Here is a 20,433-nt window from a genome sequence, read left to right as displayed (position 1 = left end):
GAAATGAAGAGCAATTCAATTCCTGTGTCCATACTTAAAGCCAACTGGGACAAGGAAAATGAAGAACCTGAAGTCGATGAATGACTTATTTGGAACAATCTATTAAAGAGCTGGAGAAAAAATACGGTGCTACCTTTGAGGAAACTTTTGGCGACAAGACTATCAGAGAATTAACCGAGGAAGACACGGACGCCTCCGTCTGGTTATCGTACAAAGTGAGGTTGGAAAGTGTCAAAAAATCTTAATATACCTAAGTCCACTTTCGCTACTTTAGAAAAGTTATACGATGAGATTTTCTCAATCCAGTTTCGGGAGATAAAAGAGCGTTTACGGGCCTTGATGCTTCCGTTACACAGGGGCAAATTATTGTGATCGACTGCTTATTGCTCTTTGCAATTGCGCTTGTCGTAATGCCAACTTCTCTTCGTCATCGCAGATCGCGACCCGGTACATGAAAATCGCCTCCTGCTTATCGTATGTCTTTCAGATACCGCACCCATTTCAAATGCTGCTTCTTGGCCAGTCGGAGGATGAAACCGTTCAAATTAGATTATATTATCAATATCTTCATCAAAGATCGAATTTGTACCTGAAGATGATAACATGGATTCACTCAGTTCTTGTTTATAACTTAAGATGTTATCAATTTTTTCTTCTAATGTATTAATCGTAATTAGTTTATGGACTTGTACAAAGTTTTCTTGACCTATGCGGTGTACACGGTCGGTGGCTTGATTTTCAACTGCTGGGTTCCACCAACGATCAAAATGTATAACATGGTTAGCTGCTGTTAGGTTCAAACCTGTTCCTCCAGCTTTCAAGGAAAGGATAAAAATAGGTGTTTTTTTGCTTTGGAAATCGTCCACCATCTTCGTCCGTTCCTTTTGTAAAGTACTACCGTGCAAGAATAGAACATTGACACCAAATTTTTCCGTTAAATGTTGTTGTAATAACTCCCCCATTTTTACATACTGAGTAAAAAGAATTACACTTTCATCTGCCTCAAGAATAGTACTAATCAGTTCATCAACTAGGGCTACTTTATTAGAACGTTCTGCGATTTTTGTTATGTTCTGTTCCTTTAAGTATAATCCAGGATGATCACACAATTGCTTTAATTTTCCGATTATAGTCATCATATATGGCTTCCGTGTTTTCCTCGTTAACTTCTTTGCTTTTTCTTTTACTTCATGCACCAATTTTTTGTATAACTCTTCTTGTTCATCAGTTAATGTGCAGTATTGCTTTTGCTCTATTTTCTCAGGTAGATCACCTTTTATTTTTTCTTCCCTCTTTGTTCTTCTTAGAATGAAAGGCTGAATGAGTTGTTGTAACTGTTGTGTCTTTTCTTGATTATGCTCACGTTCGATTGGTTGGACATATAGCTGCCTAAATACTGCTTCTGTACCCAGAAACTTTGGATTTAAAAACTCAACAAGTGACCATAACTCCATTAGACGATTTTCAATAGGAGTCCCGCTTAAGGCAACTTTACCCTCACTGTTCAAAGAACGTATAATATTGGATCTTTTTGTTTGGACATCTTTTATATGCTGAGCTTCATCCAAACAAATAATATGCCAATTCATGTTCTTGAAGAGAATATGGTCATTTGTAAGTGTGCTATAAGTTGTTAAGATAATATCGAATTTATCTATAAACATTTTGAAGCTATCTTTTTCCCTTTCGGTTCCATAGTGAATGTGGACTTTAATATTGGGAGCGAATTTACTGATTTCTTTTTCCCAATTAGCTAGTAATGAAGTAGGTACAACGATTAATGAAATTTTTTGTTTGTGACGTACTTCATTAAAGAAAGCGATTGTTTGAATGGTTTTCCCCAATCCCATATCATCTGCTAATAAAGCTCCGATTTTATGTTTATTTAGATGTACTAACCATTCAGCACCCTCTAATTGATATTGTCGTAATGTACAGGTTAGCTCAGTAGTCTTCTTTAAAGGAGTCTTTCTTTTTTTGATAGCCTTCATTTGGTCACTATATAATGGATTTTCCGAACGCTCTGAAGATACGCTTCTTTTTTCGATCGTCTTCCAATAATCAAATAATTCGCTTGACTGTCCGGGCTTTTGCATACGTTCCGTATAAAAAAAGGTAGCCGTAATATGTTCACAAAACGAAGCTACAGAACATGTACAACTGTATTTTAACTCTTGAATTTTCACCTCATGTCCACCGCTTTTACCAGCAACACTTGCTTGAATTGATTTTTCATCATGGCTATAATTATAGACTGCTCCTGATCGACTTAAGTGACGACCAGTTGTGATAATTTCTTTAACATAATCGTTTGAACTATCGTACGGACGAAGGAACTCTTTCCACACTGCTAATGTTTCCATCTGTCATCACTCTCCTATCCTAAATAATATAGGGATAAAAAAAAATAGGAAGACTTGTATTTTGCACTATTTTCAATTAGCTAGGTCCCATTTTAACGAATCGCAGCAATATGTATCAGCATTCCAACGGATGGGCCAATAAAAGCAGTTTGGAATTTTTGAGATCAGGATAATAACCTGGTCTTCTTTTTTTTGAAAGAATTTGAGCCTCCGTTTCTTTACATAAAAATAACAAATAAAGCGTTGACAACCTTAATATTATATTATAATGTTATAACCAGTTAGAAAAGAAGGCACTATCCTATCAAACGTTGACATATGAATTCAAAACACCATGGGCTATAATATAGCAAAAATCATGATTCATGGAGGAATGATCGTGCTAGATGATACTTTGCCAGTAACGCTGCAATATCAATTGCGGGGCAAATTGCTCGACAAAATCGAGAAAAGATTCTGGTCCCCGGGTTCCCAGATTCCAAGTGAACGGGAATTGTGTGATGAATATGGTGTCAGCCGGATTACAGTGCGGGAAGTGCTGAAAGAGCTGGTGCAAGAAGGCTATCTGGTCCGCAAGCAAGGCAAAGGCACCTTTGTATCCTTGCCCAAATTTGAGCATGAGTTAACCAGTTCCTACAGCTTATCGCAGGAACTGGAGAAGGAAGGCCTGGATTCCGGCTTTCAGCTTCTTGGGTTCAAAAGATGCAGTGCCACAAGCTTATTGCAGCGAGTCTTTGGAATATCCGCTCAGGATAGCGTGTATGAAATCACGCGTCTGCGGTTTATCGGCGATGAGCTGTTTGCTTGGGAAAGAGCTTTCGTTCCTTGTTCCCTTATGGAGGGGGCCGGGGAGGAACAGTTGAAGAAAGATGGGCTGTATCTCACTATTTTCCGCCGTTCGGGATTGATGGCAGAAGAAGCGGAAGTAGAAGCCGAGGCTGTGAATTGTCCCGGTGAGATCGCGGAGTTGCTTCAGATCAAGAAAAACACGGCTGTACTGCGTCTTAACCGATTGACGACGGCCAAAAATCGCTGCATTGAATACTGTGAGAGCTACATCCGCAGTGAAAAGTACAAATATAAGTACAAGCAAACTTTAAGGAAGAAAGCATTCTATGACGATGCTTACTCTGATCAGACAGAGGGGAAGTAAGAAACGAAGTAAGTCTATTAACTACGATAAAATCCGGATCTTTCATAAATGTCGATAGACCGGATTTTATAGATTAGCAGCAAAAAACAAACCAACGAGGAGGGCTTTTATTGAAAAAGAGAGTTTCTGTTGCTGCGTTTATGACAGTGCTGATCTTATCAGTTGTTGCACTTTCGGCTTGTGGTAAGGACAATTCTGCCCCATTATCGAAAAATGCGGGGACATCTGCGGAAGGAGGAGCACCCGACTACTTAAATGAAACCGGTTTCCCGATCGTGAATGAGCCGATTACATTGTCCGCGATGGTTCTGGTAAGTCCATCACAGCCAGCCGACTGGAATGATATTGCAGCTTGGCAGGAGTACGAAAAGATGAGCGGTATACATATCGATTGGGATGCCTACACCAGCGCGGATATAACGGAGAAGAGAAATTTGGCGCTCGCGAGCGATCAGCTCCCGGATATTTTCTACCGGGCCAAGGTGCCGGACAAAGATATCGATAAATACGGCGAGGAAGGTTCATTCATCAAACTGAATGATTTGATCGATCAGTATGCGCCTAACTTCAAAGCCATTATGGAAAAGTATGAAGACGTAAAAAAAGGCGTCGCGACGGCGGATGGCAGTATCTATGCCCTGCCCAACCTCACCGATTCTCCAAGCATCGAGATTACCCGCAAGCTGTTCATCAATCAGAAGTGGCTGGAGCACACGGGCAAGCAGCTGCCCACTACGACGGATGAGCTGTATGATGTGCTGGTGGCATTCCGGGACGGTGACCCTAACGGCGACGGCGGCAAAAATATCATCCCGCTGACTGCAGATACTCTTGACGATATCATTGGCGTTCTGAGAGGCTCCTTCGGACTTGGGAATAGAGGAACCGGAAATGGCTATTGGGATGTGGAGCCCGATTCAGAAGACCTGCGCTTCTACCCGGCGAGTCAAAGCTACAAAGAGCTGCTGGCCTATCTGAACAAGCTGTACACAGAGAATCTGATAGACCGGGAAATCTTTACAAGCAGCGGTACGAAGGTACTTGCGAAGAATGAGCAAAATCTGGTCGGGAGCTTCTCCTTCGGCAACGTCGTTGCACGCGCCAATACCAATGCGGATGATTTTGTCGGTCTGGAGACGGCGCTTGCCGGTCCGAATGGAGATCGTCTCTATACCAGTGTACGGGGACATTTTGGCTCGCGCGGGGCGTTCTTGATCAGCAAATCGAATAAATATCCGGAAGCTACGATGCGCTGGATCGACCACTTCTACAGTGAAGAAGGAATTCGGATGCTGTACATGGGAGTGGAAGGCGTTTCCTATCAGAAGGATGCGGATGGCAACTACGATTTTATTCCGGAGATTGTCAATAACATCCCGGAGGGCTCTTCTTTCGATCAGGTCGTCTCCAAGTATGTCCCTTATGCGGGAGGTTCCCTGCCTACTCTCATTCTGGAAGAATACTTCAAAGGCGGCGAGACTCAGCCGTCAGCCAAAGCGGCAGCGGAAAATCTGCGGCCTTATGTGCCTGAAGAGCTTTGGGCTCCGTTTAGCTTTACTTTCGAGGAATCCGAGGAGAAGCTGTCGCTGGAAGCGGATATTTATGCAATGGTCAAACAACGTACAGCCGAATTCGTGCAGGGCAAAGCGTCTCTCGACGAATTTGACAGTTATGTAGCCCAACTGGAGAAGATGGGTCTTGGCCAGTTGAAGGACATCTATGACAAGGCCTATGACCGGTATAAACAGGACTAATTGAATAAAAGGGACTAAACCTAAGCGATAAATAAAGTGAAAATTGTGAATATTGTGAAATTTCAGATAGTTGTAAATGGTGTGAGGCTCCAGGCGGATCGACGGTCTGGAACTTCACATCTCTTCCAACATAACAAGCGGCCCGCATGATTAAATTAAGTGGTCGTCCGACGAGAGGTGTATATCCATGACATCAGGTCCGGTAAGAAGCTTCCTATCAGCAGTTTTGCCCCGCTCTGTCCGCAAAAATTGGGATATCTACCTGCTGGTTTTACCGGTAGTCATTTATTTTGTGCTGATTAAGTATTTGCCGATGTACGGAATTCAAATTGCCTTCAAGGATTTTTCGGCTGCCAAAGGAATTTGGGGCAGCAATTGGGTAGGGATGAAGCACTTTATCCGATTCTTTAACAATTATCAGTTCTGGACCTTAATTAAAAATACGGTGGGGATCAGTCTGTTTCAAATTACGGTCGCCTTTCCTCTGCCGATCTTTTTTGCGCTGCTGGTCAATGAGGTACAGAACAAATGGTTCAAAAAAAATGTGCAGTCGATCACCTTCATGCCTCACTTTCTGTCCACGGTCGTGCTTGTCGGGATGGTCATTGCGCTGCTCTCGCCTTCAACCGGTTTGGTCAATAATATTCTCGGCCTGTTCGATCTGGAGCCCATCTATTTCATGACGGAGCCGGGAATGTTCAAATCGATCTACGTGTTTTCTGATATTTGGCAGAACATGGGCTTCAATTCTATTCTTTACATAGCGGTATTATCGGGGATTGACCGGCATCTGTATGAGGCGGCCATGATTGATGGCGCGAGCAAGATGCAGCGGCTCATTCATGTATCGATTCCAGCCTTGATTCCGACGGCGATCATCATGCTGATCTTTCAGTTCGGCTCGATCATGGACATTGGCTTCGAGAAGGTGTTCCTCATGCAGAATGAGCTGAACCGTCCCACTTCCAGCGTCATTTCGACTTATGTGTATGAGATGGGTCTGCTTGGGTCGCAGTACAGCTTTTCCGCTGCCGTAGGAATGTTCAACTCGGTCATTAACTTCATCTTGATTATTATTGTCAATTATATCGCCAAGAAAGCCAGCGGCACCAGCTTGTGGTAAGGGAGGAACAGCTGTATGGAACATATAAAAAAACAGGCCTGGGGCGATCGGATATTTGATATTACGATTTACACGATTCTCACGATCATTACGTTGGGAACGCTGTATCCGCTAATCTACATTGTAAGCGCATCTTTGAGTGATCCCATGTCCATTGTCAAGGGAGAGGTTTGGCTGCTTCCCAAAAATCTCAATTTGGACGCTTACCGCAAAGTGTTTCAAAACTCCGATATTTTGATGGGCTACCGCAATTCTCTTATCTACTTGGTGGTCGGAACGACCATTAATATAGTCATGACTACGATGGGGGCTTATGCGCTGTCCCGCAAGGATTTAAAAGGACGCAATGTGCTGGCGCTGATTTTTACTTTCACCCTGCTCTTTAACGGCGGTCTGATTCCGACCTACCTCGTATTCAAAAATATGCTTGGCCTGTACAACAATCTTTGGGTGATGGTCATTCCTAGCGCCATCAGTGTATGGAATATGATTATTATGAGGACCTATTTTCAGACCGCCATTCCGAATGAATTGCATGAAGCTGCTTTTATAGACGGCTGTAATAATATCCGGACACTCGTCAGCATAGTTCTGCCGCTGTCCATGCCGATCATTGCTGTCATGACTTTGTATTATGGAGTCGCTCACTGGAATTCGTATTTTACCGCGTTGATTTATCTCCATGATTCATGGCGGCAGCCGCTTCAGATGGTTATTCGCTCCATTTTGATTCAAGAGGATATGTATGCAATGGCAGGAGGGGAGGGGGAAAGTATTGTGGAACAGCTGCTGCTGATCGAGGGGATGAGATATGCGGTGATCGTCGTATCGAGTATTCCTATGCTGCTGCTGTATCCCATGGTCCAGAAGCATTTTGTCAAGGGCGTTATGGTGGGTGCGGTTAAAGGTTAGACAAATTTAGTTGAGTGGGTGAGGATATATGATTAATAACAACCAGAACGAAATGTTGAAGCAAGCCGTTTTGTTGACTCAGGGCAAAATAGCTACGGCTGAAGACCAGCTTGAAGGTTCTGAAGCGGACAAGGCGATCGATGGCCGGGACGACACTTGTTGGGCGGCCGCTCCTTACTATAAATGGTGGAAGCTCGATTTACTGAAAAGCTGCCACATTACTCGGATGGCTATCCGCACGGGTTCCGATGCCGGCGGCCATACCCGCTATTTCATTGAATACAGTCAGGATAATTTGAACTGGGAGACGGCGGTGGAGAAGAAGGATGACACCGCGTCAAATAACGGAGAACAATATGATGTATCCTTCATCGCCCGCTACATCCGGATAACCATCACTTATTGCTCCACCGGGGAAACCGCCCAAATCCGTGATTTTAAAGCTTATGGTCAGGAATGGGATGCTCCGGATACAGGGGTATCCGGCAAAGTATCGCCCCGCAAGTTTCTTGCGATTGCCTGTGATGAGGCGAATGGGTTTAGTGAAATGGAAATAAACGATTTGGAGCCCGGACAGCGGGATCAAGTGCTGGTCGGAGGAGAGACCGGCAGCTACCTGGTTTATCGCGGTGTGGATTTTACGGAAGCCGGGGTTGACCAGCTGCGCGGAGAATTCGGATTTATTGAGCCTGACAAACAAAAGCGGATCACGATGGAAGTGAGAGTAGACGATCTTAATGGAGAAAAAATAGGGGAGATCATTTTATTCAGACAATGGAAGACGTGGTCGATCCTGGGCGGCCGTCTGGAACATCCGGATTCGTCGCTGCTGACAGGCGTTCATGATGTCTATCTCGTTATTAAAACATCCGAACCGCCTCAGCGCTTGATGATTCACTGGCTGGCATTTGTCCGGAAGTCTCCCTTGCCTGCGCCGAAACCGCGCTCCCGCGCTTTGCCCGCTCCCGTGGACAGCGATTATAAAATCTACTTCGGCAATCTGCACAGCCATACCGGATTTTCGGATGGTCAAGGGGTTCCGGAAGCTGCATTCGATTATGCAAGATATACGGCCGGTCTCGATTTTCTGGCGCTTACCGAGCACAGCAATCTCTATGACCACTACCTGGATTGGGATAAAAGCCGCAAATTGGCGGAAATCCAGCAGATGGCCGACAGCAAAACCGAAGACGGAGCTTTCCTAGCGCTGGTCGGTTCGGAGACGACCTGGTACAATCAGTTCGGTCATATGAATACGTTCAATATCGAATTTTTTATCAACGCCTATGAGACCCAATATAATGAGATTCCGTTATATTATCAAACGTTGAAGCAGTATCCCGACTCGATCCATCAATGGAATCATCCGTGGTCAAGCGGCAAGCGTCACCTGGATGGATTTGAACCCTACGATGCGCAGTTGGATGATGTCTTGCATTTGCTCGAAGTCAATCCGATTGAATCGAAGGAACTCGGAGGGCTCCATTACTATATCATGGCGCTCGACAAGGGATGGCATGTATCTCCCGCAGGCAACCAGGACAATCATCATCGGCAGTGGGGGACACAAAATAATCTTCGAACGGCTGTGCTGGTGGACCAACTGACGAGAGAGCACTTCTTCGATGCCGTCCGCCATAATCGCGTTTACTTCACATCGGCTCTCCATCTGAAGGTTTGGTTCCGGGTGAACGGCGCCATCATGGGATCCAGAATCAAGCGGACCGATACTCTCGATTTCGATATTAAGGCTTTGTACGGTAAGGATACGGGCCGCCGTATCGTTAAGGCGGAGATCCTCGGCGAGCATGGCCATGTGCTCCATACGATTGAAATCGATGACCGGCAGTTGGACTGCCAATTTTCGCTGCCATGTGAAAGCAGATACTATCTTGTGAAAATGACTCAGGACGATGGCGAGTTTGCGGCCACCTCGCCGGTTTGGATAGAGATGGAGTAAATTGATTTTTTTCTTCTGATTCAAGTTTCTTTGGCAAACACGAATTCCTACGATAATGCAGTTAGTATCCATTGAAAATAAAGTGCTGGGGAGAAAAGCCTGCGATTATACCAGTCATTTCCGGATAAAACGGCCCAATCTCCAATGGAGCGGGAAAAAAGATGTATTGTTGCAGGCTTTGTTGCGGCGACGGATCAAATGGCCGAAAATCCTGCAGAATTGCAGGCTTCCTACAATGTCAATAAGAGATTCTCGAAATATTGCTTCCTCGGCGGAGCGGTGTTTATTGATTCCCGCGGCTTCCTATCAGGTCATTTGGATTTGGATGGGGAGCCGGACGGGATTATGTCATTAGGGAAGTATTGACGATTCTGGGAACAGGTCATCAGAGCAGATCGATTTGTAGCCGGATTCTATGCCGGCAGGATAGAGGATGGAACGATACGGAGACTGTTGAAACGGCTGCAGGCCTTGTATGAAGGTGCCTACACTCACGAGTAACTTGATCGCACCACACTGGCAGTATGGGAGGGCGTGGGTTCAAATCCCATCGAGTCAGTCGCTAGTCACTACATTGGTGTGTAGGCCATTAAGGCTCTGTAATGGCTTGATCCGTTTTTTGGTAATAATCATACCACAGACCTTTGTTATACTCTTTCGGATCGATCAGCCCAATTTCTATACATAATTCCACCAGCAGATGAACCCCATAAAACTGTCGACGGTTGCGGTCATGAATGCTCGATAATGCCTCCAATGTAACCTTCTTCGCTTTTTCGATGCTCTGATGCTCGACGCCCCTCACGATTTCTTTCATATTTTCCAAAATATAAACCGTCTTGCGTAATGTACGGATGAGCAGAATCTGCCGGATGTGCGTCGGAGTAAAAAGCCTGTACCCATTTTCCGGATCCCGTTCGGGAGTGATCAGCCCTTCCTTTTCCCAGTGCCGGATCGCCGAGGGCTGAACATCGGCAAGCGCGGCCGCTTCGCCGATCGTCATGCGGTTTTTTAGTCTTTTATTGGAGATCAGATGAAGCTCTGGATTCTGCAGCATAGCCAGGGTCTGTTCGGCAACCGCTTTTTCGTGATGCAAGCGCGCTTGCTCCTGATTGACAAGCCAGAAGGCTTCATTCATGTCGCCATTTTGAATCAAGAGGAGAACTTCGCAAGTCGTGCCGGTGCCGAATCCGGAAAACATGGCCCGAAGGCAGCGAAAATAAGCCAAATGTACTTTGGTATAAAGGCGGTAGCCATGGTCTGAACGCTCAGGCTTTGGGACCACTCCCCAGGATTCATAATGACGTAGGGCGCTTGTACTTATATACAATTCCCTGGCAATCTCGATCGGCTTGTAATAGCGCAAGTCTCCATCCCTCCTTATGGATTGGATTAATACTATATCAAAGGATTTCAAGCAAAGCAAACACTGTTCAAAAACCTTTAAGTTATGTGATAAGATTCCATATTCGCTTCATGTATTCATTCTATTGAAATTTCCTTGGACCTTCTCACTTGCATCAGTGTTATAAAATGGGGGGTGTAAGCTTGAGATCAAGCCAATGAGGAGGCAGGTGGAATCATGTTTGCAAAGGAAAATGCCATTGAAGTTCAGGCATTGAAAAAAGCCTACGGCAAGCAGGAGGTTCTGAAAGGGATGGACCTGAATGTCGAGCGGGGGACGGTGTATGGCGTGCTCGGACCCAACGGGGCGGGAAAGACGACGCTGGTCAGCATCTTGTCCACGCTTCTGCGGCCGGATTCCGGTACGGTCCGGATTTTCGGATTGAATGTGGCTCGTGAGGCCGATGCCGTTCGACAAAGGATCGGGCTGACCGGACAATTCGCTGCGGTAGATGAAGAGCTTAGCGGCCGCGAAAATCTGGTGCTCTTTGGAAGGCTTGCCGGGTATTCTATCCGTTCAGCCAAGGCAAGGGCAGAAGAACTGATTGAAGCGTTCGGTCTGATGGATGCCGCCGGCCGTGCTGCCGGAAAGTATTCGGGAGGCATGCGGCGAAGGCTGGATATAGCGGCCGCAATGCTTGTTGCGCCAGATCTTCTGTTTCTGGATGAACCGACAACAGGATTGGATCCCCGAAGCCGCAACGACGTGTGGGACATCGTCCGCGTTCTGGCGGAACAAGGCACAACGGTGCTGCTAACTACCCAATATCTGGAGGAAGCCGATCAGTTGGCCAGCCGTATTGCGGTCATCGACGGGGGGACCGTGATTGCCGAAGGCTCGCCGGGTGAGCTGAAGGCTTCCATCGGATCGGGTACGATTCAGGTCCGGCTCATACATCCGAAGCAGCGGGCGGATGCCGAACAGGTGCTGCATCGCGTACTTGATACGGCGGTGAGGCTTCATACCGATCATGCCGCTCTGTCGGCGCAAGTATCGGATCCCCGGTTGGCAGCGCAGGCTTTAACGGAACTTTCCGGCGCGGGGATACTGATAAGTCAATTTTCGCTTGGTAAGCCAAGTCTTGACGAAGTATTTCTTACCTTGACCGGCAGAGTCGCCCAAAATGAAACGATGGAGGAGGGGAGTCTATGAGCCATACGCAATCCAGGCTTCTGCAGACCATGAACTTAAGCGAACGTCCGCAGCGGCCGAATGCGCTGCGAGCCGTTTCCACATTCGTTTGGCGTTCCTGGCGGAAAACGCTCGGCAAGCTTCATTATCTGGCGATCGATTCGATCATTTTCCCGGCGATATTCCTGCTGATCTTTACCTATTTGTTTGGCGGCGCCATTTCCGGATCGACGGGGAATTACTTGCAGTTTCTGCTTCCGGGCATGATGGTCTATACCGTCACCACCATGACGGTTTACATCGGAATCGGAATAAAGACCGATATCGAACGCGGCGTATTCAACCGCTTTAGAACGCTGCCTTTCTGGCAGCCGGCCGCGATTATCGGCACGATGGCCATCCATCTGATCTCATTCGCAGCGGCCGTCATCACGACGTTCGGGCTTGGGATGCTGCTCGGCTTCCGTCCGGAAGCTGGCATAATTGGAGTCCTTCTTGCATTTCTTCTTGTCATGTTCTACGCATTTAGTCTCAGTTGGATATTCGCTTGCATCGGAATCGTGGTGCAAAAAACGGAGTCCCTCACCACGATGTCGTATATCGTTTTGTATCCGCTGATGTTCACCAGCAACGTCTTTGCGGACACGTCCACCATGCCGCATTGGCTCGGCCGGATCGTTACATACAATCCCGTCAGCTTGGCATCCGCTACGGCCCGGGGACTGATGCACGGGACAACCGAGATTTCGATGCTAGTCACAACGATCGCCGGTCTGGGATTGATCGTTATGATATTTATCCCGCTGACGTTTCGGCTGTACCGCCAAAAAGCACATTAATGAAAAAATAAGCAGGAGGATTCGTCTATGTACCATAACGTCATTGAGATCCGGGGCGCCCGGGAAAACAATTTGAAAAACGTAACCCTTCGCATTCCGAAGCATAAGCTGGTCGTTCTGACCGGCCCATCGGGTTCGGGCAAATCGACACTCGCGCTGGACACGCTCCAGCGCGAGTGCCAGCGTCAGTACATGGAATCGATGGGGATGACATCGGATACCATTGCCAAGCCGAAGGTCGACGCCATCATCGGATTATCCCCATCGATCAGCGTGGGGCAGCATATCACAAACCGGAATCCGCGATCCACGGTTGGTACGGTTACGGATATCCACACGTATCTGCGGGTGATCTATGAAAAGCTGGGAGAGAGGGATTGCCCGCACTGCGGCCTACGGTTTGTACCTGGACCGGACGCCCTTGAGCCGGGCGAGGCTGCCAAACATGAGCGCGGGGAGGGTCGCCCCGGATCCGTGCGTTGCCCTTACTGCTCGGAAACCATGCCGCAAATAACCCGAAGGCATTTCTCCTACAACACGCCGGAGGGTGCTTGCGAAACCTGCGCTGGCCTCGGCCATACGGTCACTTTGAACCAGGATGCCGTTTTTGATGAAGAGCGAAGTCTGCTGGGCGGCTGCGTCACCATCTGGTACGACATGATGAATAAGTACAATGCATCGATCCTGAAAGCGGCCGCGAAGCATTACGGTTTTGATTTTGATCCGGACCTCCCCCTCAAGCAATATGGCCAAGTCCAGCGGGATCTGCTGTTTTACGGCGTGGAAAGCGAAAAGTTCTCTGCTTATTTTCCCGGGATGAAACCACCGAAATCGGTGACGGGAGGCAAATTCGAAGGGGTCGTGACCGGCATTTGGAGGCGTTATAAGGAGAAGGGAAGCGAATCGGGCGAAGCCGCGCTGTTTCTAGAGCATACATGCGCCGCATGCGACGGTGCCAGGCTGAAGGAGGAAGTCCGCCGAGTGACGGTCGGGGACGCATCCATTGCCGATATTTCCGGATGGGCGCTGCAGGATGCGTCTCTTTGGCTGGAGCGGCTAATGGGGGAGCTTCGGCCGGAAGAGAAAGAGCAGGTCGAGTCGCTTCTTTACGATTTAACTGTTCGGATGAAACGCATCGTCGACGTCGGGCTCGGTTACCTGTCGCTGAGCAGGCAGTCGGTTACGCTCTCCGGCGGAGAAGCGCAGCGGCTGCGGCTTGCTTCCATTCTTGGCTCCGGACTTACAGGGGTGCTGTATATTCTCGATGAACCGACAGCCGGACTTCATCCTCGGGATACTGCGGGCCTCATTCATGTCTTGAAGCAGCTGCGCAATATGGGGAACACGGTCCTGGTGATCGAACATGACGTCGAGATGATGCGCGCCGCGGATCATGTGATCGATATGGGGCCGGACGCTGGAAGCTCCGGCGGACGCGTCGTCGGCGAAGGGACGCTGCTTGAGCTGATGGACAACCCGGAATCGGTCACCGGCGCATTTCTGCGGGAGGCGGGTTCAGCCGGACTAATGCAGAAGCATCGTCGGAGAGGGAACGGTCATTTCTTAAACGTCCGCGATGCTTATGAACGGAATCTGAAGCATATTGATGTGGCCTTCCCGCTGGGCTGTCTGATTGCCGTCACGGGAGTATCCGGTTCCGGAAAGTCCACGCTGCTATTCGACCTTGTGGCGGCTGGAGGAAACGACGATCTGCAGCGCCATGGCTGCGGCAGCATTTCCGGCTTCGCTGCCGTCGATAACATCGTGACGGTCGACCAGTCGCCGATCGCCCGGATGAGCCGATCGAATGTAGCAACCTACTCTGACGTGTATACCGCCATGCGGAATTTGTATGCGGGATTATCGGAAGCACAAAGAATGGGACTTACCCCGAAGCATTTCTCGTTTAATACGCCGGGCGGACGATGTGAGCATTGTCAGGGGATCGGAGCCGTGCCAATGGACATGTTTTTCCTCCCCGGACTGGAGGTTCGCTGTCCGGTTTGCCAGGGCAAACGATTCCAGGAACATGTGCTTGGCGTCACCTACAAAGGGCTGTCGATTTCAGATCTGCTCGATCTAACCGTCGAAGAGAGCCTGCCGCTTCTTCAGGATCAATCCAGGATGAGCGGCCCAATTGCCCTGTTGGCCGAGGTGGGACTGGGATACCTTCATTGGGGACAATCGGTCCGCACGTTATCCGGCGGGGAGGGCCAGCGGCTTCGACTGGCCAAGGAGCTGAGCGGGAAGTCGAAACGGCACACTTTGTATTTGTTGGACGAGCCCTCAACCGGACTTCATCCACGGGATACGAAGCAGTTGCTGGTGCTGCTAAACAAGCTGGTGGATGCCGGCAATACCGTTATCGTCGTAGAGCATAACCTCGATGTCATACGCGAATGCGATTGGGTCATCGATATTGGACCCGAAGGTGGCGAGGCAGGCGGGGAAATCGTTGCCGCGGGCACCCCGGAAGCCGTCGCGGCGGTTGAAGCTTCCCATACCGGCCGTTTTCTGCAGGAAGTGCTGCCAAAGCTTTAACTAAAAAAGCGCCGACAGGGGCGCTTTTTTGCATCATTCAGCAGACGGACCCAATGCAGTTTAAAAATCAATGTAATCGACGATTATGTTGTATGGGGATGATGGTGTACTGTACGCAGCCAATAGCGACGAGGATGCAGAAAGGGTCCATTTTCAACAATGGAAAAACGGATTCACGTTAGCGATCTTCCCGCTCGTAAGGGATACAATGTTAACTGAAAGTAACATTATATGTTAGCTTCGATTGGTGGGTTTATTCGGAAAAGAACTTTATAATGACTGCAAAGGATGTGAAAAATATGATAAGTATGAACTTGAAAAGGTTGCGAAAAACGTATAGATACACACAAGAAGAAGTCGCTGATAAAATCGGTGTTTCCAGACAGGCTGTTGCGAAATGGGAGAACGGGGAGACCGTGCCGGATATCAATAATTGTGTGGCTTTGGCGGAATTATATGGAGTCGTGTTGGATGATCTGGTCAACTATTCCGAAGATAAGGAACCATTAGGAATTCAGCCGAAGGGGAAACACATATTTGGATTCGTAAAGGTTGGAGAACGAGGACAAATCGTAATTCCTAAAAAGGCCAGAGATATTTTTAGCATTAGTACCGGTGACAGATTGCTGGTTCTGGGCGATGAAGCCCAAGGAATTGCCATTGTAAGAAGCGAGGGCTTCCTGCAGTTTGCACAAGACCTATTTAACGCGCAGGAAATCGAGGAGGAAGATGAGTGATTGCTATTCAAACAATGAATTTGACGAAGAAATTTCAAGATAAAGCCGCCGTGAACTCTCTCAATCTTTCTATCGAACAAGGCGAGCTTTTTGCTTTGCTCGGAGTGAATGGCGCAGGTAAAACAACAACGATCAAGATGTTGACTTGCCTTACCAGCCCTACCAGCGGCGATGCCACTCTGCTTGGTGACAGTATCGTCTCCAATCCTTATGCAATCAAAGAAAGAATTAACGTTTCCCCGCAGGAAACGGCTGTAGCCCGTAATTTGTCGGTCAAAGAGAATCTTGAATTAATTGCTCAAATATACGGGTTTGACAAGAAAGCTGTAGACCTAAAAGTGGAGGAAATGATGACGACTTTTAGCCTGACGGAAGTATCCAAAGATAAAGCAAAAACTTTATCGGGAGGAACACAGAGGCGACTCAGTATTGCGATGGCCCTCATTTCAAATCCGCAGATCCTTTTCCTTGATGAACCTACATTGGGACTGGATGTGATTGCAAGACGGGAACTGTGGATGGCCATTGAGAAATTAAAAGGAAGGATTACTGTTATACTCACGACTCATTATATGGAAGAAGCAGAGGCGCTTTCGGATCGAATAGGAATTATGGCGAAAGGAAAATTAAAGGCCGTTGGAACGGCGACAGAATTGATGGCAAAGACGAACACCAAAACACTTGAGGATGCCTTCGTTTCACTAGCTGCAAAAAAGGAGGCAGAACGATGAAAGCAATAGCATTTGCCGCACGAAACCACAAAGAGATTGTTAGAGATCCTTTGAATTTGATGTTCGGTTTAGGTTTCCCGCTGGTTATTTTATTACTGCTATCTGCCCTGCAAACGAATATTCCCGTTGAAATCTTTGCCATTGCTAAACTGATACCGGGAGTAGCCGTTTTCGGTCTTTCTTTCATTTCTCTATTCTCTGGAATGCTAATCGCTAAAGATAGAAGTACTTCATTTTTAATGCGGTTGTTCACAGCTCCGCTTACTGCCCCTGATTATATCACGGGATACACTCTGCCGCTAATCCCCATGGCGATCCTGCAAATAGTCATAGGCTATATTGCCGCTTTCTTCCTGGGCTTGCCCGTCAATGCCGATGTTATGCTTTCTATTATTGTGCTTATACCAACAGCTATGCTATTTATAGGAATCGGGCTATTGACAGGGAGTATATTTAATGACAAGCAGGTAGGAGGCATCTGTGGGGCGCTGCTGACTAACCTTAGTGCATGGTTGAGTGGTTCATGGTTTGATCTGAATCTGATTGGCGGATGGTTTAAAGGGATTGCATACGCCCTTCCCTTTGCTCATGCTGTGGATGCGGGCAGAGCTGCCATTGCCGGAGACTATTCCTCGATTTTATCGCACCTTTGGTGGGTCATCGGATATGCGGCGGTCATCCTGGTTATTGCTGTTTATATGTTCAAGAAAAAAATGAGCGGCGATACCGCTTAAGGGTAGAGCAAATAGGATAACTTTGGAGGAAGACATCAGCGGCAGGAATGCCGTTTTTTCTTTTGCCAAAGATACTCGAAGCGAAATCATTCTCATTTAAGGTTTGTTTAAGGTTAACCCCTTATGATAATTAGCGGGTTGTTACCGGGGCATCCATACCAGGCTGGCATCTTACTTTTAAGACATACTTGCCAGATGCTCCTCAAGACGATCCATAGTCTGCTCTGCACCTGGGACGGCATATGTTTTCACCTTATCGAATACAGCGGCATTTTCTTCAAAAACTGTGCTATAAGTGAGTTTGGTCTTACCATCCGCGTCCTCAAAGGTTGCTGTCGTCAGAAAATGGGGAAACACAACATGGTGGATGACGATTCGCTCGGGTTTAACGACCTCGACAAAGACGTTGGTGTTGGGAAAATCAACGCCATCAGGACTGTGCATGATAAACTGCCATGTACCGCCCGGTTTCATATCAAACTTCTGAAAAGTCGTCGTAAAACCTCGAGGTCCCCACCACTTCGACAGGTGCTCCTCTTTCGTCCAAGCATCAAACACAAGATCGCGTGGAGCATCCAATACGCGGGTGATCCTAATCTCGCGATCACCTACTTGCGTTGCGATTTTGTTTGTTGCGTTGTTGTGGCTCATGTCCACCCCTCCAAAAATGAATTTGAGTTCCTTTCCATATTTAATAAGGGGTAAGTATTACAGTCATCATTGATCAACTCTTTTTTTCAATTATATATACTCGGCACTAAAGATTTCAAAGCTCATGAAGTGGAGAAAGAAAGATGCTTCCAGGGCGAGTTTTGGCTTTGTATTCCTACTATCCGAAGGCCTATTCAATAAATAAGGAATACAAAACAAGATGTTTGAAGCTTCGGAGGCACTTTCCTTCGGAACGGAATGATAGCTTTCTTTAGTGCCACATATATAGCAAATAAATAATGTATTGATTTCTTTCCGATTGCTCTCTTGAATAATAGAGGAAAATAGTCAAAAAACGCCTTGACATTGGAGTTTACTCTAATGTTATTCTGAATTCATGGAAAAACTTTATTCTATACAAGAGGTTTCGCAGATCCTTGGGATGTCCAAAGATAAGCTCCGGTATTATGACCGGATCGGGATCGTTTCACCGTCCCGGGAAGACAATCGGTACCGCACCTATTCGAAGGAAGACCTCATTGACTTGATGAATATTCAGATCATGCAGTATGCGGACTTTTCTCTTGACGAAATCAGGGGGAAATTTGGTTTCCACAGGATGGAAAATATCGACCCCGCTTACTGCGAAGAGGTTGCTGCGTTCCTTGATGCCAAAAACGCAGAAACGCGCAAAAAGATTGACCATCTGGAGAAGGTCAGTCGGCTGCTCAACCTGGCCGCCGAAACGTTAAGAGACTTTAATAACGAAAGCGACCAACGGTTGGCAGAATTCGTCCGCGAGCTTTACAAGGATATCCGAAAGAAAGAACCGGGAATTTCCAAGGAGGGTTGTGATGAACATCAAGGTTAGAAATTTTTATTATCTGATTGCAGGCATTCTTGCGATGCTGTTTGCCGTGACGCATGTATGGAACGGGCAATCGGCTGTGTTGCCGGCTCTCAGCATTGGGGCAATATCCACGGATATCCGGACGGTATTTACGTATGTTTGGCACATTATCACGGCGGAAAATCTGGTCTTCGGCATCGCATTCATTTTTATGTCATTCCAAAGTGAACAATCGAAGATCCGGTTTGCCGCATGGATGATCGCGGCGATCCTGATCGTGCGACTGATGGTCATTCTTGGCGTAACGGCCATGCTTGACGTTTCGGCGCTTACGGATACGTTAATAGATTCGATTGCCATCTTAATCTATGTCGCATTGATCATACTGGGCACTAGTAGGATGACAAAACAGTCCAGCGGTCAGCAGCAATAACAGAGATGTCCAAGTTGTCTTCTGACTCTGCAGACTCGCTCAGTGGTCTTTTTTCATCTTTAAAACAATGGTTCGGGAAACCATAATCGGGTCGGATTGATGGCTTAGCATAATTATTATAAAGTTATGTTAAGCTAGATTAAGGGGTGATAAAATGCCACATATTAGACCTGTTTCGGATTTGCGAAACCACTTTGCGGATATTTCAAGGATAGTGCATGAAACTGCGGAACCCGTATTCTTGACCAAGAATGGTTATGGTGACATGGTGGTTATGAGCATTGAGGCCTATGAGCGAAAACAATTTGAAAGTGAGGTATATATCAAGCTAAAAGAGGCGGAACTTGAAGCCAAGTTAACTAATAAACGTTATTCACACGAAGAAGTGTTTTCAGATCTAAAGGAAAGCCTTGCTGATAAGGCTCAGGATAATGTTTAAACTGAAATACCTGCTATCAACCACTTATGTCTTTCACAACGGACATATGACGGGTTCGCTCTTTGAGGATTAGAATCGGAGCTCAGGTGAATATCATCGCGACCGCCGAGGACGGGCAGCCATTCTGGCTCTCCTGCCCACGGCTTTCAGCATTATCCCTTCCGAAGGGGAGAAACGTAACTTCTATCTGTTGTAGTAGCAGATCAGTCTTTCATCTCGGCCGTAATCATCCAGGTTACATGATATTTGTCGACAAGCTCCCCGTAAAATACGCCAAAAGGCTGCATTTCTAAAGGATGTTTCACTTTACCGCCTTCGGAAAGCTTTGTAAATGCTTTAACGGCTTCGGCTTCTGGACCGAACTCCACGCTTAGTGCGATGTCGTTTCCTTGCTTTAAGGGCTCCATCGAGTCGGCCATAAAGATGTAATTGTCTCCCGCAATGGCGAAACACATATGCATGATTTTATCCTTGTATTCGTTCTTCGTTCCCATTGCCTGTTCATGTGTTGTCACGGACACGATCCGTCCCCCGAGCGCTTGCGTATAAAACTCGGCTTGCGCCATTGCGTCTTCTGAAAGAATATAAGGCTTCAGTTTTGCCATCTCCAACATCCTTTCTAACTCGATTTATCATGAGATTCAGCACTATATTATCATAATGCATGGCCCTGTATT

Annotated in this window: 21 protein-coding genes; 17 read left to right on the top strand and 4 right to left on the bottom strand. The window is 47.1% G+C overall.

Annotation, left to right across the window (positions count from 1 at the left end; all coding sequences use genetic code 11):
* Window positions 1-80: 80 nt before the first annotated feature.
* Complete coding sequence (locus KJS69_RS13250) at window positions 81-245, top strand: hypothetical protein (RefSeq protein WP_213584251.1); 165 nt, start codon at window positions 81-83, stop codon at window positions 243-245.
* 300 nt (window positions 246-545) lie between these two features.
* Here KJS69_RS13250 and KJS69_RS13245 read toward each other — a convergent pair whose 3' ends face one another.
* Window positions 546-2,363, bottom strand: coding sequence for a DEAD/DEAH box helicase (locus KJS69_RS13245; RefSeq protein WP_213584250.1), 1,818 nt, complete (start codon window positions 2,361-2,363; stop codon window positions 546-548).
* Window positions 2,364-2,742: 379 nt separating this feature from the next.
* Between KJS69_RS13245 and KJS69_RS13240 the strand changes: the two genes are divergently transcribed.
* The 7 genes from KJS69_RS13240 (at window position 2,743) to KJS69_RS30250 (ending at window position 9,766) form a co-directional block, all read left to right on the top strand.
* On the top strand, window positions 2,743-3,516 hold the full coding sequence (locus KJS69_RS13240; RefSeq protein WP_213584249.1) for a GntR family transcriptional regulator: 774 nt from the start codon (window positions 2,743-2,745) through the stop codon (window positions 3,514-3,516).
* A 110-nt stretch (window positions 3,517-3,626) separates the two neighbouring features.
* Complete coding sequence (locus KJS69_RS13235; RefSeq protein WP_213584248.1) at window positions 3,627-5,270, top strand: extracellular solute-binding protein; 1,644 nt, start codon at window positions 3,627-3,629, stop codon at window positions 5,268-5,270.
* Between the two features lie 187 nt (window positions 5,271-5,457).
* Window positions 5,458-6,393: an ABC transporter permease gene (locus KJS69_RS13230; RefSeq protein WP_213584247.1), complete on the top strand. Its 936-nt coding sequence runs from the start codon at window positions 5,458-5,460 to the stop codon at window positions 6,391-6,393.
* A 15-nt stretch (window positions 6,394-6,408) separates the two neighbouring features.
* A complete protein-coding gene (locus KJS69_RS13225; RefSeq protein ID WP_213584246.1) occupies window positions 6,409-7,305 on the top strand; it encodes a carbohydrate ABC transporter permease in 897 nt (298 codons plus the stop codon).
* Window positions 7,306-7,333: 28 nt separating this feature from the next.
* Complete coding sequence (locus tag KJS69_RS13220; protein WP_213584245.1) at window positions 7,334-9,265, top strand: CehA/McbA family metallohydrolase; 1,932 nt, start codon at window positions 7,334-7,336, stop codon at window positions 9,263-9,265.
* Window positions 9,266-9,463: 198 nt separating this feature from the next.
* Complete coding sequence (locus KJS69_RS13215; RefSeq protein ID WP_213584244.1) at window positions 9,464-9,631, top strand: hypothetical protein; 168 nt, start codon at window positions 9,464-9,466, stop codon at window positions 9,629-9,631.
* Between the two features lie 18 nt (window positions 9,632-9,649).
* The gene (locus KJS69_RS30250; protein WP_374706637.1) at window positions 9,650-9,766 is read left to right on the top strand and encodes a DUF6508 domain-containing protein; all 117 of its coding nucleotides are present in this window, start codon (window positions 9,650-9,652) and stop codon (window positions 9,764-9,766) included.
* An 88-nt stretch (window positions 9,767-9,854) separates the two neighbouring features.
* On the opposite strand, the gene KJS69_RS13210 is transcribed toward KJS69_RS30250, so the two are convergent.
* The gene (locus tag KJS69_RS13210) at window positions 9,855-10,631 is read right to left on the bottom strand and encodes a TioE family transcriptional regulator (protein ID WP_213584243.1); all 777 of its coding nucleotides are present in this window, start codon (window positions 10,629-10,631) and stop codon (window positions 9,855-9,857) included.
* 216 nt (window positions 10,632-10,847) lie between these two features.
* On the opposite strand from KJS69_RS13210, the gene KJS69_RS13205 reads away from it, so the two are divergent.
* The 6 genes from KJS69_RS13205 to KJS69_RS13180 all read left to right on the top strand — a co-directional run bounded on the left by KJS69_RS13205 (window position 10,848) and on the right by KJS69_RS13180 (window position 17,383).
* Window positions 10,848-11,822, top strand: a complete 975-nt coding sequence (locus KJS69_RS13205) for an ATP-binding cassette domain-containing protein (RefSeq protein ID WP_213584242.1) — start codon at window positions 10,848-10,850, stop codon at window positions 11,820-11,822.
* A complete protein-coding gene (locus KJS69_RS13200; RefSeq protein ID WP_249730502.1) occupies window positions 11,819-12,640 on the top strand; it encodes an ABC transporter permease in 822 nt (273 codons plus the stop codon). Before KJS69_RS13205 ends, KJS69_RS13200 begins: the two co-directional genes overlap by 4 nt.
* 27 nt (window positions 12,641-12,667) lie before the next feature.
* The gene (gene uvrA / locus KJS69_RS13195; RefSeq protein ID WP_213584241.1) at window positions 12,668-15,181 is read left to right on the top strand and encodes an excinuclease ABC subunit UvrA; all 2,514 of its coding nucleotides are present in this window, start codon (window positions 12,668-12,670) and stop codon (window positions 15,179-15,181) included.
* A gap of 299 nt (window positions 15,182-15,480) precedes the next feature.
* Window positions 15,481-15,918: a helix-turn-helix transcriptional regulator gene (locus KJS69_RS13190; protein ID WP_213584240.1), complete on the top strand. Its 438-nt coding sequence runs from the start codon at window positions 15,481-15,483 to the stop codon at window positions 15,916-15,918.
* Window positions 15,918-16,649 carry an ABC transporter ATP-binding protein gene (locus KJS69_RS13185; RefSeq protein WP_249730523.1) on the top strand — a complete coding sequence of 244 codons (732 nt, stop codon included), beginning with the start codon at window positions 15,918-15,920 and terminating at the stop codon, window positions 16,647-16,649. The genes KJS69_RS13190 and KJS69_RS13185 overlap by 1 nt, the downstream gene beginning before the upstream one ends.
* Window positions 16,646-17,383, top strand: coding sequence for an ABC transporter permease (locus tag KJS69_RS13180; protein WP_213584239.1), 738 nt, complete (start codon window positions 16,646-16,648; stop codon window positions 17,381-17,383). Before KJS69_RS13185 ends, KJS69_RS13180 begins: the two co-directional genes overlap by 4 nt.
* Before the next feature lie 177 nt (window positions 17,384-17,560).
* On the opposite strand, the gene KJS69_RS13175 is transcribed toward KJS69_RS13180, so the two are convergent.
* Entirely contained in the window at window positions 17,561-18,034 is a 474-nt protein-coding gene (locus KJS69_RS13175) for an SRPBCC family protein (protein ID WP_213584238.1), read from the bottom strand.
* 397 nt (window positions 18,035-18,431) lie between these two features.
* On the opposite strand from KJS69_RS13175, the gene KJS69_RS13170 reads away from it, so the two are divergent.
* The 3 genes from KJS69_RS13170 (at window position 18,432) to KJS69_RS13160 (ending at window position 19,756) form a co-directional block, all read left to right on the top strand.
* Entirely contained in the window at window positions 18,432-18,905 is a 474-nt protein-coding gene (locus tag KJS69_RS13170; RefSeq protein WP_213584237.1) for a MerR family transcriptional regulator, read from the top strand.
* Window positions 18,889-19,317, top strand: a complete 429-nt coding sequence (locus KJS69_RS13165; protein ID WP_213584236.1) for a hypothetical protein — start codon at window positions 18,889-18,891, stop codon at window positions 19,315-19,317. Before KJS69_RS13170 ends, KJS69_RS13165 begins: the two co-directional genes overlap by 17 nt.
* Window positions 19,318-19,471: 154 nt before the next feature.
* A complete protein-coding gene (locus KJS69_RS13160; protein WP_213584235.1) occupies window positions 19,472-19,756 on the top strand; it encodes a type II toxin-antitoxin system Phd/YefM family antitoxin in 285 nt (94 codons plus the stop codon).
* A gap of 203 nt (window positions 19,757-19,959) precedes the next feature.
* Here KJS69_RS13160 and KJS69_RS13155 read toward each other — a convergent pair whose 3' ends face one another.
* Window positions 19,960-20,361 (bottom strand): VOC family protein, encoded by a 402-nt coding sequence (locus KJS69_RS13155; protein ID WP_213584234.1) that lies wholly within the window; start codon window positions 20,359-20,361, stop codon window positions 19,960-19,962.
* Window positions 20,362-20,433: the final 72 nt, after the last annotated feature.

This window comes from Paenibacillus sp. J2TS4 (assembly GCF_018403245.1).
GTDB lineage: Bacteria > Bacillota > Bacilli > Paenibacillales > NBRC-103111 > Paenibacillus_L.
Note: the sequence above shows the minus strand (reverse complement) of the source record. Positions and strands in the feature narration are given on the sequence as shown.